Raw genomic sequence first — 15869 nt, forward strand, 5'->3', positions numbered from 1 at the left:
GGTGGCCGACGCCCTCCGGGTACCGGGGGTGGCTCCGTTCGGGTGCGGTGGACCCCGTGGCCGACGCCCTCCGGGTACCGGGGGGTGGCTCCGTTCGGGAGCGGCGGGCCCGGTGGCCGACGCCCTCCCGGTACGCGGCAGGCCCCGTCCCCTGCGGTGGGGTACGGGGCCTGCGGGTGCCTCGCGGAGGCGGGGCCGCGGGGTCCGGCGTGGGGTCAGCCGGTCACATCATGTCTTCGATGTCGGCGGCGATGGGGTCCGCGTCGGTGCCGATGACGACCTGGATCGCGGTGCCCATCTTGACGACGCCGTGGGCGCCGGCGGCCTTGAGGGCGGCTTCGTCGACCTTGCTGGGGTCGTGGACCTCGGTGCGGAGGCGGGTGATGCAGCCTTCGATCTCGTCGATGTTGTCGATGCCGCCGAGCCCGGCGACGATCTTCTCAGCCTTGGTGGCCATGTCCTTCTCCCTGTTTCACGCGCAGACGGCCGCCCGCTGCGGGTCCGTTTCGTCACGGTAACGCACGGTTGGCCCAACTTCGCGGGCGGGTAACCGGACAATCCCGAAAGATGACGATCACCGGCGCCCTGCCTTCGGGACGGACCCCGGACCGTGACGCAACTGGTCTACACCAGTTTGCAACGACCGCCAAACGCGAAGTGTTCCGGGAGGACGCCCATGAGTGCGAGCGACGCTGCGGCATCGCAGCAGAAGTGGTGGAACGGACCGGTCCAGGGCCTCCAGAAGGTCGGGCGCAGTCTGCAGCTCCCGGTGGCCGTCCTCCCCGCCGCCGGTCTGCTCGTCAGCCTCGGCAACCTGTTCAGCTCCTACCTGGACGGCGCGTTCTGGGACAAGACCTCGAAGGTCCTGCTCAACGGCGGCGGCGCGATCCTCGACGGCGAGCTCGGCCTGCCCCTGCTGTTCTGCATCGGCGTCGCCATCGGCTTCGCGAAGAAGGCGGACGGGTCCACCGCGCTGGCCGCCGTGGTGGGGTTCCTCGTCTACCGGGGAGTGCTGACCGCCTTCCCCATCGACGGCACCGTGACGGAGGCACTGCCGGACGGCGAGCCGCAGAACCCGGGCGTGCTCGGCGGCATCCTGATCGGCCTGCTGACCGCCGTCGTCTGGCAGCGCTACCACCGGACCAAGCTGGTGGACTGGCTGGGCTTCTTCAACGGGCGGCGCCTGGTGCCGATCCTGATGGCGTTCCTCTGCGTGATCCTCGGCGTCCTGTTCGGGCTGCTGTGGCAGCCGGTGGGCGACGGGCTGACCTGGTTCTCCAAGCAGCTGATCGACCTCGGCTCCTGGGGTGCGGCGATCTTCGGCTTCGCGAACCGGCTGCTGATCCCGATCGGGATGCACCAGTTCCTGAACACGTTCTTCTGGTTCCAGGCGGGCGAGTACACCGGGACGGACGGCCAGACCGTCCAGGGCGACATCTCCCGGTTCTTCGCCGGGGACCCGTCGGCCGGTCAGTTCACCTCGGGCTTCTTCCCGATCATGATGTTCGGTCTGCCCGCCGCGGCCCTGGCCATCACCCACTGCGCGCGGCCCGAGCGCCGCAAGGAGGTCGGGGGCCTGATGGTCTCGGTGGCGCTGACGTCGTTCGTCACGGGCGTGACCGAGCCGATCGAGTTCTCGTTCATGTTCGTCGCGCCGCTGCTGTACGGCGTCCACGCGGTGCTCACCGGGGTGTCCATGGGCATCACCTGGCTGCTGGGGGTGCATGCGGGGTTCAGCTTCTCGGCCGGGTTGATCGACTACGTCGTCAACTGGCATCTGGATACGAAACCCTGGCTGATCATCCCGATCGGCGCGTGCTTCGCCGTGATCTACTACGTGATCTTCCGCTTCGCGATCACCAAGTTCGACCTCAAGACACCGGGGCGCGAACCCGAGGAGATCGAGAAGGAGATGGAGAAGGATCTGACGAAGTAGCAGCGCACCGGGGCTCTGCCCCGGCCCCGCGAGGCCCTCGGACCACCCGGTCCGGGGGCCTTCGGCTTGTCACCGAACGTATCGCGTCTGCTACTGCGAATGAGATAGGGAATTGAAGGTTCCTTATCTAACCCTCACCGTGCTAAAACTGGTCTACACCACTGAGTGGTCCAGACCACGGCGCTCTGCCGCAGGGTCTGTCGAGTCGCCGCCTCCCCGCATCAACGACCTGGGCGGCACCGTGTCCCATGGAGGAAGTTGATGACCACGGCTGAGACCGCACCCGCGGCCGAGAAGAAGAAGGGCGCCGGCGCGATGGCCGTCATGCAGCGCATCGGCCGCAGCCTCATGCTGCCGGTCGCCGTGCTGCCGGCCGCCGCGCTCCTGGTCCGCCTCGGCAACGGGGACATGCTGGGCCGCGACTCGTTCCCGACCGTCGTCACCAAGCTGGCCGGTTACATGGCCGCCGGCGGTGGGGCGATCCTCGACAACATGGCGCTGCTGTTCGCCGTCGGCATCGCGATCGGCTTCGCGAAGAAGTCGGACGGCTCGACCGCGCTGGCCGCCGTCACCGGCTACCTGGTCTTCCAGAAGGTGCTCGCCACCTTCACCGACAGCAACCTGCCGCAGGTCGCCAGCGTCGTCGACGGCAAGATCGTGATGAACGACGCGCCGGTCAACGCCGGTGTCCTCGGCGGTGTCGTGATGGGCATCATCGTCGCCCTGATCTACCAGAAGTTCTACCGGACCAAGCTGCCCGACTGGGCGGGCTTCTTCAGCGGCCGCCGCCTGGTCCCGATCCTCTCCGCATTCGCGGGGCTCGTCGTCGGTATCGTCTTCGGTCTGATCTGGCCGGTCCTCGGCGCCGGTCTGCACAACTTCGGTGAGTGGCTGGTCGGCTCCGGCGCGGTGGGCGCGGGCATCTTCGGTGTCGCCAACCGTGCGCTGATCCCGGTCGGCATGCACCACCTGCTGAACTCCTTCCCGTGGTTCCAGGCGGGCGAGTACAACGGCGCCCACGGTGACATCGCACGCTTCCTCGCCGGTGACCCGGATGCCGGACAGTTCATGACCGGCTTCTTCCCGATCATGATGTTCGCCCTCCCGGCGGCCTGCCTCGCGATCGTCCACTGTGCCCGCCCCGAGCGCCGCAAGGTCGTCGGCGGCATGATGTTCTCCCTCGCGCTGACCTCGTTCGTCACCGGTGTGACCGAGCCGATCGAGTTCACGTTCATGTTCATCGCCCCGGTGCTGTACGCGATCCACGCGGTGTTGACCGGTGTGTCCATGGCCCTGACCTGGGCACTCGGCATGAAGGACGGCTTCGGCTTCTCGGCCGGTCTGGTCGACTTCCTGCTGAACCTGGGCATCGCGTCGAAGCCCTGGCTGCTGGTCCTGGTCGGCCTCTGCTTCGCGGTGGTCTACTACGTGGTCTTCCGCTTCGCGATCATCAAGTTCAACCTCCCGACCCCGGGCCGGGAGTCGGACGAGGAGCTCGCCGAGCTGCGGAAGGCCGAGGCCAAGTAGCCTCCGCCACGCCCGTACGCCGAAGCCCCCGCTCCCGAAAGACGTCTTCGGGAGCGGGGGCTTCGGTCTGTCCGCCGCGGGGCCGCGTCACACCGGGCGTACGGTGAACGGGCACGTCCAGCCGGTAGATCTGGCGGGAGCCGCCCGCCGGGCCCGGGGGGCGGTGGGGTCGCCGGCAGTGCGCGGCGGCGACGAGCCAGCGCACGTGGTACGTGGGCGGGTCGGCGCCGAAGAGCAGCCCGCCGACCGGGCCGGAGGCGTCGGCGGAGGGGCGGCGGGCTCCGTGGCCTCGGCGATCAGCGCCGCCCGGTGAGGATGTGGGCCTCCACCGCCCGGTGGAACCCGGCTCCTCGACCATGGGGCCGAACCAGTGCTCGACCTGGGCGGCCAGGGTCAGGAAGCCGTCGAGGTCGCCGTCCCGCGCGGGTCTGATCGTGATCATCCGGGCAGTCCCGCAGAGCGGCCCGGCCCCGGGGAGCGGCCGCCGTCTCAGAGCTCGTACACCGCTCCCGGGACCGCCAGCTCCACCGGGCCCGGGTAGGCCGCGCGGGCGTCGGCGGCGTTGCGGTCGGCGTCGGTCCACGGCGGGATATGGGTGAGGACGAGCCGGCGCGCTCCGGCGCGGGCCGCCGCCTCGCCGGCCTCGCGGCCGTTGAGGTGCAGGTCGGGGATGTCCTCCTTGCCGTCGACGAACGACGCCTCGCAGAGGAAGAGGTCCACGTCCCGGGCCAGGTCCTCCAGCGCCTCGCAGGCCCCCGTGTCGCCGGAGTAGGCGAGGGAGGAGCCGCCGTGCTCGACCCGGATGCCGAAGGTGTCGACGGGGTGGCAGAGCTTCTCCGTACGGACCGAGAACGGGCCGATCTCGAAGGACCCCGGCTTGAGGGTGTGGAAGTCGAAGACCTCGCTCATCGCCCGGTCGTGCGGGGTGTCGCCGTGGGCGGCGGTCAGCCGCTGCTCGGTGCCCTCGGGGCCGTAGACCGGGAGGGGGCGGGGGCGGTCGCCGCCGTGGGGGTAGTAGCGCACGACGAAGTACGCGCACATGTCGATGCAGTGGTCGGCGTGCAGATGGCTGAGGAAGATCGCGTCGAGGTCGTAGAGACCGACGTGGCGCTGCAGCTCGCCGAGGGCGCCGTTGCCCATGTCGAGGAGCAGCCGGAAGCCGTCGGCCTCTACGAGGTAGCTCGAGCATGCCGACCCCTTGGACGGGAACGAGCCGGAGCAGCCGACGACGGTGAGCTTCATGGAGCGTGAACCTCCGGGGCGCGGGAACGGGGAGGGTTCGTGCGAGCCGCCGGAGCCTGGTGCCGGTTCCTGCGGGATCGGTTTTGCGGTTCGTCGAGCGTAAGGCGCGAAACTCCACGTCGCTCCTCCGCTGCCCTCCGTTGTGGGGGAACTCACCTGCTCTGTCACCGGTTCGATGGAAGCGCGCCCACGGTCCGGCCCTCGGGGGGCGTTCTCCGCCCGCCGGTACGGTCGGGGGATGAACACGTTCTGGTGGGTGGCGCTGGTCGCCGTGGTTCTGCTCGCGCTCGTCGCCGCGGTGGTGGACGGCCGGGGGCGTTCGGACCGGGGGCCCCGGTCTCGGCGACCCGGGCGGTCGGGGCGGCCGGAGGGGTCGGCCCGGCCCCCGTCGCGGCCCTCGCGGCCTTCACCGTCGTCGCGGCCTTCGCGGCCGGACGGGCGGGTGCCGCGGGCGGGCGAGGTGTGGTGGGCCGATGTGCCGTACGAGGACGGGCCCGGGTCGAAGGACCGGCCGTGTCTGGTGATCTCGGTACGGGGGCGGGGCCGGGGGCGTACGGCGCTGGTCGCGAAGATCACCAGCAAGCATCACGAGGAGCGGCCCGGGGTGATCGCGTTGCCGGCCGGGACGGTCGGGGACCGGCGGGGGCGGCAGAGCTTCCTGGAGACGGATGAGCTGCGGGAGGTGCGGGTCGACGCGTTTCGGCGGCGGGTGGGGGCGGTGGATCCCGGGCTGTGGGAGCGGGTGCGGAAGTCGGCGGCGGGGTGAGGGGCGGGGCCCGTTCGGCGCGTTGCCCCTCACCCCGCTCCCCGTTCGCCGGAGGGGCTTGAAGATCCTCCTCGACCGCCGGACGGGACGGGATTGCTCCCGAGCGCCTACGCCCAGAGTTGGCCCTGGAGGGTGTCGATTGCGGCTTCCGTCGTTTCTGCCGTGTAGACGCCCGTCGACAGGTACTTCCAGCCGCCGTCCGCCACCACGAAGACGATGTCGGCGCTCTCCCCCGCCTTGACCGCCTTCCGGCCCACGCCGATCGCCGCGTGGAGGGCGGCGCCGGTGGAGACGCCCGCGAAGATGCCCTCCTGCTGGAGGAGTTCGCGGGTGCGGGTGACCGCGTCGGCGGAGCCGACCGAGAAGCGGGTGGTGAGGACCGAGGCGTCGTACAACTCGGGGACGAAGCCCTCGTCGAGGTTGCGGAGCCCGTAGACCAGGTCGTCGTAGCGCGGTTCGGCGGCGACGATCTGGATGCCGGGACGGTGCTCGCGGAGGTAGCGGCCGACGCCCATCAGGGTGCCCGTGGTGCCGAGGCCCGCCACGAAGTGCGTGATGGACGGGAGGTCGGTGAGGATCTCCGGGCCGGTGGTCGCGTAGTGGGCGCCCGCGTTGTCCGGGTTGCCGTACTGGTAGAGCATCACCCAGTCCGGGTGCTGCTCGCTCAGTTCCTTCGCGACGCGGACCGCGGTGTTGGAGCCGCCCGCGGCCGGGGAGGAGATGATCTCGGCTCCCCACATGGCGAGCAGGTCGCGCCGTTCCTGTGAGGTGTTCTCCGGCATGACGCACACGATGCGGTAGCCCTTGAGCTTGGCCGCCATGGCGAGCGAGATGCCGGTGTTGCCGCTGGTGGGCTCCAGGATGGTGCAGCCGGGGGTGAGCCGGCCGTCCTTCTCGGCCTGTTCGACCATGTGGAGCGCCGGGCGGTCCTTGATCGAGCCCGTGGGGTTGCGGTCCTCCAGCTTGGCCCAGATGCGGACCTCCTCGGACGGGGACAGCCGCGGGAGGCGGACGAGGGGCGTGTTCCCCACGGCCGCCAGCGGGGAGTCGTACCGCATCAGCGCATGCCGCCGGCGACGGCCGGAAGGATCGTGACGTTGTCGCCGTCGCTGAGCTTGGTGGAGATGCCGTCGAGGAAGCGGACGTCCTCGTCGTTGAGGTAGACGTTCACGAAGCGGCGGAGCTGTTCGCCGTCGACGATGCGCTCACGGATGCCGGTGTGGCGGCTCTCCAGGTCGGCGAAGAGGTCGGCGAGGGTGTCCCCGGTGCCTTCGACGGCCTTCGCGCCGTCGGTGTAGGTGCGGAGGATGGTCGGGATGCGGACCTCGATGGCCATGGCGTGGGCTCCTGTCGAAAGCGGAGAGGTGGCGTGGGGCGCGCGTTTCTGCCCCCGCGCGGGGGGTGGTGCGTGTGGGTGGGCGCGCGGACCGCGGCTCAGGCCGGGCGGCTCACGGGCAGGCTGCGGGTGGGACAGATCGCGCTCGCGAGCCTGCACAGGTCGACGTGCAGCCGCGCGACGAGCAGCGTGCCCGGCGTCTTGTTGCTCACGTCATGGGGAACCATGCGGGCATCGTATCGATTCCCTGTGCGGAAACCCGAGTGTGATCCCACATGGTGGATGGTCGGTGGTCGCTATGTGGACATGATGGGGTGTCCGGGGCCCTCCGGCAGGTAGACGACCGTGGGTGCGCCGGTCTTCGGGTGGGCGCTGACCTCGGCGGCGACGCCGTACACCTCGCCGAGCAGTTCGGCGGTGAGGACCTCTTCCGGGGTGCCGGAGGCGACGACCCGGCCGTCCTTGAGGACGTAGAGGCGGTCGCAGTAGTAGGCGGCGAGGTTGAGGTCGTGCAGGGCGAGGAGGTTGGTGGTGCCCAGTTCGCGGACCAGGGAGAGGATCTCCAGCTGGTAGCGGATGTCCAGGTGGTTGGTCGGCTCGTCCAGGACGACCAGCGAGGGCTGCTGGACCAGGGCGCGGGCGACCAGGGCCCGCTGGCGTTCGCCGCCGGAGAGGGAGGCGAACGCACGGGGTTCGAGTGCGGCGATCCCGACCCGGTCGAGGGCCTCGGTGACCAGGGCGGTGTCGGCGGCGGTGTCGGCCTCCCAGAACCGCTTGTGCGGGGCGCGGCCCATCGCGACGACCTGGCCGACGGTGAGCTCGAATCCGGCGTGGCCGTCCTGCGGGACGGTGGCGATGCGCTGGGCGCGGGCCTTCACGGGAAGGGCGGCGAGGTCGTCGCCGTCGAGGAGGACCCGGCCGTGGGTGGGGCGCAGGGTGCCGTAGACGCAGCGCAGGAGGGTGGTCTTGCCGCTTCCGTTGGGGCCGACGAGGCCGACGGTCTCGCCGTCGGCGGCGGTGAGGTCGACGGCGTCGACGAGGTGGCGGCCCTCGCCGGTCCCGTACGAGAGGCCTTCGGTGCGCAGGGTGGTCACGGGTGGGCTCCCTCGGGACGTGGCTTCGTCGTGCCGGCGCTCCCCCGGCTCGGACGTACGCGCCTCATGCCGGTGCTCCTTCGGGCCTGCGCCGCAGCATCCACAGGAAGAACGGGCCGCCGGTCAGGGCCGTGAGCACCCCGACCGGGATGTCCTGCGGGGCGGCGAGCGTCCGGGCGGCCAGGTCCGCGAGGACCAGGAACACCGCGCCGCCGAGCGCGACGACCGGGAGGAGTGCGCGGTGTGCGGCGCCGACCGCCATCCGCGCCATGTGCGGGACCATCAGGCCGATGAAGCCGATCGCCCCGCTGTAGGCGACGAGCACCCCCGTCATCAGGGAGGCGAGGACGAAGACGGCGGCCCGGAAGCGGGCGGTGTCGAGGCCGAGGACGGTCGCGCCCTCCTCCCCCACCAGGAGCAGGTCGAGCGGGCGGGCCAGGGTGAGGAGGACCGCCGTGCCCGCGACCAGGGTGGTCGCGGGGAGCGCGAGCATGTCCCAGCGGGCGGCGCCGAGGCCGCCGAGGGTCCAGTAGAGGACTTCCTGGAGGTGGTCGGCGCGGGCGGAGGTGACCAGGATCAGGCTGGTCAGGGCGGAGAGGACGTAGGAGACGGCGACGCCGGCGAGGACGAGGCGGTTGGTCGTGATGCCGCCCCCGCCGCGCGCCAGGGTGTAGACGAGCAGCAGGGAGAGCAGGGCGCCGGCGAAGGCGGCGGCGGGGATCGTGACGGTGGTGGCGAGCGACGCGCCGATACCGAGGACGATGACCAGGACCGCGCCCGTGGAGGCTCCGGAGGAGACGCCGAGGAGGAACGGGTCGGCGAGCTGGTTGCGTACGAGGGCCTGGAGGACGGTGCCGATGACGGCGAGTCCGGCGCCGACGAGGATGCCGAGCAGGACCCGGGGCAGCCGCACGTCCAGGACGATCGTGCGGAACGGGCTCGCCTCCGCCCGCCCGGTCAGGATGTCGAGTACCTGGCCGGGCGGGATGCGGACGGAGCCGAGGGCGAGGGCGGCCAGCACGGTCACGGCCAGGAGCGCGGCGAGGCCGCCGAGCACCAGGACGTAACCGAGCGGCCGCCGCGGGGCGGAGGCGCGGCAGGTCACGGGGTGGTGGCCGCCTTGCCCGCCTCCGGGTGGAGCTGGGCCGCGAGCTTGTCGACGGCGGCGGGGACGCGGACGCCGAGTACCGCGTCGGAGAGCGGCATGACGGCGAAGCGCTGGTTCTTGACGGCGGGGACGCCGGCGAGGGCCGGGTCGGTGAGGAGGCGCTTCTTCTTCTGTTCGACGGTGGTGGCCCCGTAGTCGTAGATCACGATGACTTCGGGCCTGCGGTCGACGACGTTCTCCCAGGAGGCGTCGCCGAAGGGCTTGTCGAGGTCGGCGAAGACGTTGGTGCCGCCGGCCCGTTCGATCAGCTCGTTGCCGATGCCCTCGCCGCCCGCGGTGAAGGCGGTCTTGTCGCCGCTGTCGTAGACGAAGACGGAGAGGGGCTTCAGGCCGGCCAGCTTCTTCGCGGTGGCCGAGGTGTCGGCCTTGGCCTGGTCGATCCATGCCTCGGCGCGGTCGCTGACGCCGAAGGTGCGGCCGACCTCGCGGATCTCCTCGTAGAGGGTGTCCATGGGCTGGTCGTCCTTGGTGCAGCTCTCGGTGTTGAGGCGGGTCTCGATGCCGGCCTTCTTGAACGCCTCGCGGCCGCGGCCGTCACCGGCGGTGAAGGCGCTGGCGTAGCCGCCGTAGACGAAGTCGGGGTTCGCGGCGAGGACCTGCTCGTAGGAGGGGTACTCCTTGGCGAGGACGGGGACGGAGGCGTAGTCCTTCGCGTACTTCGGCAGGACCTGGTCGTCGAGGTAGGCGGTTCCGACGAGGGACTTCTCCAGGCCCAGTTCCAGCATGATCTCGGTGACGTGCTGGTTCATGGTGACCACGCGCTTCGGCGGGGCCTTGTACGTGGTGGTGACACCGCAGTTCTCGACGGTGTACGGGAATCCTTCGCTGGTGGCCGCGGCCTCGGGCTCGGCGTCGGCGTTCTCCGAGGCGGAGCAGGCGGTGAGGGCGAGCGGGAGCAGCACGGCGGCTATGAGCGCGGGGGTGCGCCAGGTCATGGCGGGGCCTCTCCGGGGGATTTCCGCGTCCCCTGGTCGATGCGAGAAGGCGGCCGGCCAGTTCCTGGCTTCCGGGCCGCCCTCCGGTGCGGTGCGTCCTGTCGGGGACGCGTCCGCGTGGGAGGGGGCCCGGTCACAGTGGCGGGACCGTGCCGGATTCGCACCGGCTTCCTGGTTCCTGCCGCCTTGATGGGTTCGGGTGCAGTGTGCCAGACCGGTTCGGCGGCTCCGCGCGGCACCTGGGGCTCAGTACGCGTCGACGACCTGGACGTCTTCCTCGGTGATCTCGCCGTCCACGATGCGGTACGAGCGGAACTGGAAGGGGCCCGAGCCGTCGGTGTCGGCGGTGGAGACCAGGACGTAGTGGGCGCCGGGCTCGTTGGCGTACGTGACGTCGGTGCGGGAGGGGTAGGCCTCGGTCGCCGTGTGCGAGTGGTAGACGATCACGGGTTCCTCGTCGCGGTCGTCCATCTCGCGGTAGAGCTTGAGGAGGTCGGCGGAGTCGAACTCGTAGAACGTGGGCGAGCGGGCGGCGTTGAGCATCGGGATGAAGCGCTCGGGGCGGTCCGTCCCGGCCGGGCCCGCGACCACTCCGCACGCCTCGTCGGGGTGGTCGGCGCGGGAGTGGGCGACGATCTGGTCGTAGAGCGTCTGGGTGATGGTCAGCATGGCGCCAGGATAAGCAGGCGGCCCCCCGCGTACCGGTGGGTGGTACGCGGAGGGCCGCATGCTGGACGCCGTCGGCCTTTGGGGCGGTCGGGGCGGTCCGGGAGGAGGGTGGTCGTGGGGCCCGCCCTCGGGGTCGGTGAGGCTCCCGGGGCGGGCCCCGGCCCTCCGGGTCAGCGGGTCTCGGTCGTGGCCTTCTCCGGCTCCGTGGCGCGCGACCGGAGCACCCGGTAGGAGACGAAGAGGATGAGCGCCCACAGGGGTGCGCAGTAGAGCGAGATCCGGGCGTCCTTGTCGATCGCCATCATCACGATGACCATGCCGATGAAGCAGAGCGCGAACCAGCTGGTGAACGGGGCGCCCGGGGCCTTGAACGAGGACTGCGGCAGGAGACCGGCGTCGGCCTTGCGGCGGTAGCGGATCTGGCTGACCAGGATCATGATCCAGGCCCACATGCCGGAGATGGTCGCGAAGGAGACGACGTAGTTGAACGCCTCGCCCGGCCACTGGTAGTTGATCCAGACGCCGACGAGCATCAGGGCGGCGGAGAACGTGGTCCCCACCAGCGGCAGGCCGTTCTTCGTCAGCTTGGTGAAGGCGCGGGGCCCCTGGCCGTTGAGGGCGAGGTCGCGGAGCATGCGGCCGGTGGAGTACATGCCGGAGTTGCAGGAGGAGAGCGCCGCGGTGAGGACGACGAAGTTGACGATGGCGGCGCCGACGCCGAGCCCCATCTCCTCGAAGGCCTTCACGAACGGGGAGACGCCGGGCTTGAAGGTGGACCACGGCACGACCGAGAGGATCATGATCAGCGCGCCGACGTAGAAGACGGCGATGCGCCACGGCACGGTGTTGATGGCCTTGGGCAGCACGGTCTCGGGGTCCTTGGACTCCCCGGCGGTGACGCCGACGAGTTCCACGGCGAGGAAGGCGAACATGACGATCTGGAGCGTCATGAGGGTGCCGGTGATTCCGTTGGGGAAGAATCCGCCGTCGTTCCAGAGGTTGGAGACGGTCGCGGTCTCACCGGCGTCGGAGAAGCCGATGGTGAGAACGCCCGCGCAGATCAGGATCATGCCGATGATGGCGGTGACCTTGACCATGGAGAACCAGAACTCCAGCTCACCGAAGAGCTTCACGGAGATCAGGTTGGCGCCGTAGAGAATGACGGTGAACACCAGGGCGGACAGCCACTGCGGAATGTTCCACCAGTACGTCATATAGGTGGCGGCGGCGGTGACTTCGGTGATTCCGGTGACGACCCAGAACAGCCAGTAGGTCCAGCCGGTGACGAATCCGAAGAACGGGCTGATGAATTCGCGGGCGTACTCCGAGAAGGAACCCGAGACGGGGCGGTACATGAGCAGTTCGCCCAGGGCCCGCATGATGAAGAAGATGACCAGGCCCGCGATGACGTAGGCCAGGATGAGGCTGGGCCCGGCCCGGTCGATGGCTTTGCCCGCGCCGAGGAAGAGCCCGGTGCCGATGGCTCCGCCGATGGCGATCATCTGAATCTGGCGAGCTCCCAGACCGCGCTGGTATCCCTCACCGCCGGCTCCGGCGTCCCCGGCATTGCCGCCGGGCTGACCTTTGTCGACCTGTCCCTTGTCGACCTGCGCCGATGTCATGGTGGTGCGCCTTTCTCCACGCCGATCCGCGCGCCGTACAAGGCTGCGGATCAGGTCCTGATCCCCCCGGATATGGATGGAGTGCGACCGGCGTTCGGCCGGTGTGTAGCGCCCCCGGGAAACAGGGGTGGCGTCCCCGGGTGGTCGTGAAGATTTATCACGGCCGTCACAGGACACCGTGGGACATTCTGTGGTGCACACCACAGGCAAAAGGGAACGAAAGGCACTGCCCGGCACGAATGACCCGAATGACTTGGGGGGATCGTTACTCGGATCTGAGCGTCCGTTGAGCGAAGAGCCGCCCACCCCGGCGGGGTGGGCGGCTCGGCTTTTCCGGAGGCTGCCTACGGCATCAGTGTCTCGACCAGGGATTCCTGGAGGGCGCCGAGCCAGAGGTAGGCCATCACCATGGGCTTGCGCGGATCGGCGTCGGGGAGCCGGTAGAGCGAGCCCTCCTCGCCCTGGTCCTCGTCGGAGACCTCCAGCCGGGTGCCGATGGTCAGGCGCAGGTCGTTGAGGGAGCGGAGCCAGCTGAGGCACTCGTCGCCGGTGAGGGTGAGGACGGCCCCGCCCTCCGGGGCCGGCGAGAGCGCGTCCAGGGTGCGGACGACGGCGAGGGCGTCGTCACGCTTGCCGGAGCGCAGGTCCACCTCGGTGAACCGGCGGAACTCGGCGGCCCGCTCGCGCAGCTCGTGCTCCTCCTCCGGCTTCCCGGCCCCGGCGGACGCCTCGGGCCCGCCGTAGGCGTCGGGGAAGAGCCGGGCGAGCGCCGGGTCGGTGGGCGGCTTGCTGGGGCCCTCGGCGAAGAGGGCGGCGAGCGGGCCCTCGCCGTCGGCGGGCTGGTCGCCGGGGCCGATCAGCTCCAGCAGCTGGACGGCGAGGGAGCGCAGGATGGAGATCTCGACCTCGTCGAGCGCGACGGCCGCGCCGCCGCCTGGGGTGGCCTCGAAATGGCCGGCCATGGATTCTCCGATGGTGGATCGAACGGGGCGGGTGGCGGGGCGGGGGAGGCTCTAGTTGCGGTCCTGGGTGAGGGTGGCCCACAGCCCGTAACCGTGCATGGCCTGGACGTCGCGTTCCATCTCCTCGCGGCTGCCGCTGGAGACGACGGCGCGGCCCTTCTGGTGCACGTCCAGCATGAGCTTGTGGGCCTTGTCCTTCGAATAGCCGAAGTAGGCCTGGAAGACGTAGGTCACGTAGCTCATGAGGTTGACCGGGTCGTTGTGGACGAGCGTCACCCACGGGACGTCCGGCTCGGGGACCGCGAAGGTCTCCTCGGCCGAATCGGGACGTTCGATCTCTAGCGGGGTAGCAACGCTCACCTGTCCCATGCTGCCACCCGGGCGGGCCAGGCGCACAAACGGACCCCACATCTCGTCACTTTGACGAATAGGGGGTAGCATCCCAGCCATGAACACAGCGGACCTCGGTCGGCGGGTCGGCGTTCCGTCGACCGCGCTCTTCACCGACCAGTACGAACTGACCATGGTGCAGGCCGCCCTCAAGGCCGGCACCGCCGACCGCCACTCGGTCTTCGAGGCGTTCACCCGTCGGCTCCCCGAGGGGCGGCGCTACGGCGTCGTCGCGGGCACCGGGCGGGTGCTGGACGCGGTGGAGAACTTCCACTTCGACGACGAGATGATCGGCTTCCTGCGCCAGCAGGACATCGTGGACGAGCCGACCCTCGAATGGCTGGCGGGCTACCGCTTCAGCGGTGACATCTGGGGCTACCCGGAGGGCGAGGTCTACTTCCCCGGCTCCCCGATCCTGCGGGTCGAGGGGTCCTTCGCCGAGTGCGTGCTGCTGGAGACGGTGATCCTCTCCATCCTCAACCACGACTCCGCCATCGCTGCCGCCGCCTCGCGGATGTCGGCGGCCGCCGGGGGCCGCCGTCTGATCGAGATGGGCGCCCGCCGCACCCACGAGCTCTCCGCGGTCGCCTCCGCCCGTGCGGCGTACGTCGGCGGCTTCGACGCCACCTCCGACCTGGCGGCGGGGTTCCGCTGGGCGATCCCGACGGTCGGCACCAGCGCGCACGCCTTCACCCTGCTGCACGACAGCGAGCGCGACGCGTTCCAGGCGCAGGTGGACTCGCTCGGCCGGGGCACGACGCTGCTGGTCGACACGTACGACGTGACCGAGGCGGTCCGGGCGGCCGTGGAGATCGCCGGACCCGAGCTCGGCGCCGTACGGATCGACTCCGGGGACCTGCTGCTGGTCGCGCACCGGGTGCGGCAGCAGCTGGACGAGCTGGGGGCGACGGGCACGAAGATCGTGGTGACCTCGGACCTGGACGAGTACGCCATCGCGTCGCTGGCCGCCGCGCCGGTGGACGCGTACGGGGTCGGCACCCAGCTCGTCACCGGGAGCGGGCACCCCACCTGCTCGATGGTCTACAAGCTGGTGGCCCGCGCCGGCTCGGCGGAGCCGGACGCCCCGCTGGTGCCGGTGGCCAAGAAGTCGCTCGGCGCGAAGTCGTCGGTCGGCGGTCGCAAGTGGGCCGCGCGCCGGACCGACGGGCACGGCGTCGCCGAGGCCGAGGTGATCGGCACCGGCCCGGTCCCCGAGGAGCTGGCCGGCCGGCAGCTGCTGGTGGAGCTGGTGCGGGGCGGCGAGGTGGTCGCCCGCGAGCCGCTGGACGCGGTCCGGGAGCGGCACGTGGCCGCGCGCGCCGGGCTGCCGATGTCGGCGAGCCAGCTGTCGCGGGGCGAGCCGGTGATCCCGACCGAGTACGCCTGAGCCGGTCCGCGCACGCCCGGCGGACCGGCCCGGGGCCGCGCCGGGCGCGCGGACCGGGCCGGTCCGCAACCGGGGGTTTCGCGGACGGGGCTTGATTGTGACGTTCCAGTGCCTAGGCTCGAACCCCCGGCAACCTCCCGGAGACCCCGGACCCCCGGGGCCGCCGCTTGACCCCCATCCCCGTCCCCACCCCGCTCCCGCCCCCACCGAAGGACACCCGCCATGCACCGCGCATTGATCGTCGTGGACGTTCAGAACGACTTCTGCGAGGGCGGCAGCCTCGCGGTGGCGGGCGGTGCCGACGTCGCCGCCGCCATCACCGACCTGATCGGTGACGCCCAGCCCGCCTACCGCCATGTGGTCGCCACCCGCGACCACCACATCGACCCGGGCGGCCACTTCTCGCCGACCCCGGACTACGTCGACTCCTGGCCGGTGCACTGCGTCGCCGGTACGGAGGGCGTCGGCTTCCACCCGAACTTCGCGCCCGCCGTCGCCTCCGGTGCCATCGACACGGTCTTCGACAAGGGGGCGTATTCGGCCGCGTACAGCGGGTTCGAGGGCTCCGACGAGAACGGGACCGGCCTCGCCCAGTGGCTGCGCGACCGGGAGGTCACCGAGGTCGACGTGGTCGGCATCGCCACCGACCACTGCGTCCGGGCCACCGCGCTGGACGCCGCCCGTGAGGGCTTCGTCACCCATGTGCTCCTGGACCTGACCGCGGGCGTCTCCGGGGCCACCACGGAACGGGCCCTGTCGGAGCTGCGGACGGCGGGCGTGAAGCTCTCCGGCACACCCGTCGTCGCGTCCTAGCCCAGCGGCTCGGGCCGCCGGC

General features: G+C 70.8%; 17 protein-coding genes and 1 riboswitch. Of the genes, 5 read left to right on the forward strand and 12 right to left on the reverse strand.

Annotation, left to right across the window (positions count from 1 at the left end):
- Positions 1–223: 223 nt before the first annotated feature.
- On the reverse strand, positions 224–457 hold the full coding sequence (locus tag RNL97_RS11770) for a glucose PTS transporter subunit EIIB (RefSeq protein ID WP_010062050.1): 234 nt from the start codon (positions 455–457) through the stop codon (positions 224–226).
- A 219-nt stretch (positions 458–676) separates the two neighbouring features.
- On the opposite strand from RNL97_RS11770, the gene RNL97_RS11775 reads away from it, so the two are divergent.
- A complete protein-coding gene (locus RNL97_RS11775; RefSeq protein WP_030591739.1) occupies positions 677–1936 on the forward strand; it encodes a PTS transporter subunit EIIC in 1260 nt (419 codons plus the stop codon).
- A 261-nt stretch (positions 1937–2197) separates the two neighbouring features.
- Entirely contained in the window at positions 2198–3463 is a 1266-nt protein-coding gene (locus RNL97_RS11780; RefSeq protein ID WP_030591742.1) for a PTS transporter subunit EIIC, read from the forward strand.
- A 489-nt stretch (positions 3464–3952) separates the two neighbouring features.
- Here RNL97_RS11780 and RNL97_RS11785 read toward each other — a convergent pair whose 3' ends face one another.
- A complete protein-coding gene (locus RNL97_RS11785; protein ID WP_243314114.1) occupies positions 3953–4705 on the reverse strand; it encodes an MBL fold metallo-hydrolase in 753 nt (250 codons plus the stop codon).
- A gap of 238 nt (positions 4706–4943) precedes the next feature.
- Here RNL97_RS11785 and RNL97_RS11790 point away from each other — a divergent pair, with 238 nt between their 5' ends.
- Complete coding sequence (locus tag RNL97_RS11790; RefSeq protein ID WP_313750670.1) at positions 4944–5471, forward strand: type II toxin-antitoxin system PemK/MazF family toxin; 528 nt, start codon at positions 4944–4946, stop codon at positions 5469–5471.
- A 107-nt stretch (positions 5472–5578) separates the two neighbouring features.
- Here RNL97_RS11790 and RNL97_RS11795 read toward each other — a convergent pair whose 3' ends face one another.
- The 10 genes from RNL97_RS11795 to clpS all read right to left on the reverse strand — a co-directional run bounded on the left by RNL97_RS11795 (position 5579) and on the right by clpS (position 13626).
- Positions 5579–6529 carry a PLP-dependent cysteine synthase family protein gene (locus RNL97_RS11795; protein ID WP_030591750.1) on the reverse strand — a complete coding sequence of 317 codons (951 nt, stop codon included), beginning with the start codon at positions 6527–6529 and terminating at the stop codon, positions 5579–5581.
- Positions 6529–6807, reverse strand: a complete 279-nt coding sequence (locus RNL97_RS11800; protein ID WP_010062059.1) for a MoaD/ThiS family protein — start codon at positions 6805–6807, stop codon at positions 6529–6531. Before RNL97_RS11800 ends, RNL97_RS11795 begins: the two co-directional genes overlap by 1 nt.
- Positions 6808–6905: 98 nt before the next feature.
- Complete coding sequence (locus RNL97_RS11805) at positions 6906–7034, reverse strand: putative leader peptide (protein ID WP_256123298.1); 129 nt, start codon at positions 7032–7034, stop codon at positions 6906–6908.
- Between the two features lie 69 nt (positions 7035–7103).
- Positions 7104–7901, reverse strand: coding sequence for an ABC transporter ATP-binding protein (locus RNL97_RS11810; protein ID WP_030591753.1), 798 nt, complete (start codon positions 7899–7901; stop codon positions 7104–7106).
- A 64-nt stretch (positions 7902–7965) separates the two neighbouring features.
- On the reverse strand, positions 7966–9006 hold the full coding sequence (locus RNL97_RS11815; protein ID WP_243314116.1) for a FecCD family ABC transporter permease: 1041 nt from the start codon (positions 9004–9006) through the stop codon (positions 7966–7968).
- Positions 9003–10004 (reverse strand): ABC transporter substrate-binding protein, encoded by a 1002-nt coding sequence (locus tag RNL97_RS11820; RefSeq protein ID WP_313750671.1) that lies wholly within the window; start codon positions 10002–10004, stop codon positions 9003–9005. The genes RNL97_RS11815 and RNL97_RS11820 overlap by 4 nt, the downstream gene beginning before the upstream one ends.
- Positions 10005–10042: 38 nt before the next feature.
- Positions 10043–10233: riboswitch (cobalamin riboswitch) on the reverse strand.
- Positions 10234–10250: 17 nt separating this feature from the next.
- Positions 10251–10673: a M67 family metallopeptidase gene (locus tag RNL97_RS11825; RefSeq protein WP_006124878.1), complete on the reverse strand. Its 423-nt coding sequence runs from the start codon at positions 10671–10673 to the stop codon at positions 10251–10253.
- 170 nt (positions 10674–10843) lie between these two features.
- Positions 10844–12295, reverse strand: a complete 1452-nt coding sequence (locus RNL97_RS11830) for an amino acid permease (protein ID WP_243314117.1) — start codon at positions 12293–12295, stop codon at positions 10844–10846.
- A 344-nt stretch (positions 12296–12639) separates the two neighbouring features.
- Complete coding sequence (locus RNL97_RS11835; RefSeq protein WP_313750672.1) at positions 12640–13257, reverse strand: DUF2017 domain-containing protein; 618 nt, start codon at positions 13255–13257, stop codon at positions 12640–12642.
- 51 nt (positions 13258–13308) lie between these two features.
- A complete protein-coding gene (gene clpS, locus RNL97_RS11840; protein WP_026241551.1) occupies positions 13309–13626 on the reverse strand; it encodes an ATP-dependent Clp protease adapter ClpS in 318 nt (105 codons plus the stop codon).
- A 79-nt stretch (positions 13627–13705) separates the two neighbouring features.
- Between clpS and RNL97_RS11845 the strand changes: the two genes are divergently transcribed.
- Together RNL97_RS11845 and RNL97_RS11850 are read left to right on the forward strand one after the other, a co-directional pair.
- A complete protein-coding gene (locus RNL97_RS11845; protein WP_030591767.1) occupies positions 13706–15034 on the forward strand; it encodes a nicotinate phosphoribosyltransferase in 1329 nt (442 codons plus the stop codon).
- A 222-nt stretch (positions 15035–15256) separates the two neighbouring features.
- Positions 15257–15847 (forward strand): isochorismatase family protein, encoded by a 591-nt coding sequence (locus RNL97_RS11850; protein ID WP_030591770.1) that lies wholly within the window; start codon positions 15257–15259, stop codon positions 15845–15847.
- Positions 15848–15869 lie beyond the last annotated feature (22 nt).

The organism is Streptomyces parvus (assembly GCF_032121415.1).
GTDB lineage: Bacteria > Actinomycetota > Actinomycetes > Streptomycetales > Streptomycetaceae > Streptomyces > Streptomyces globisporus_A.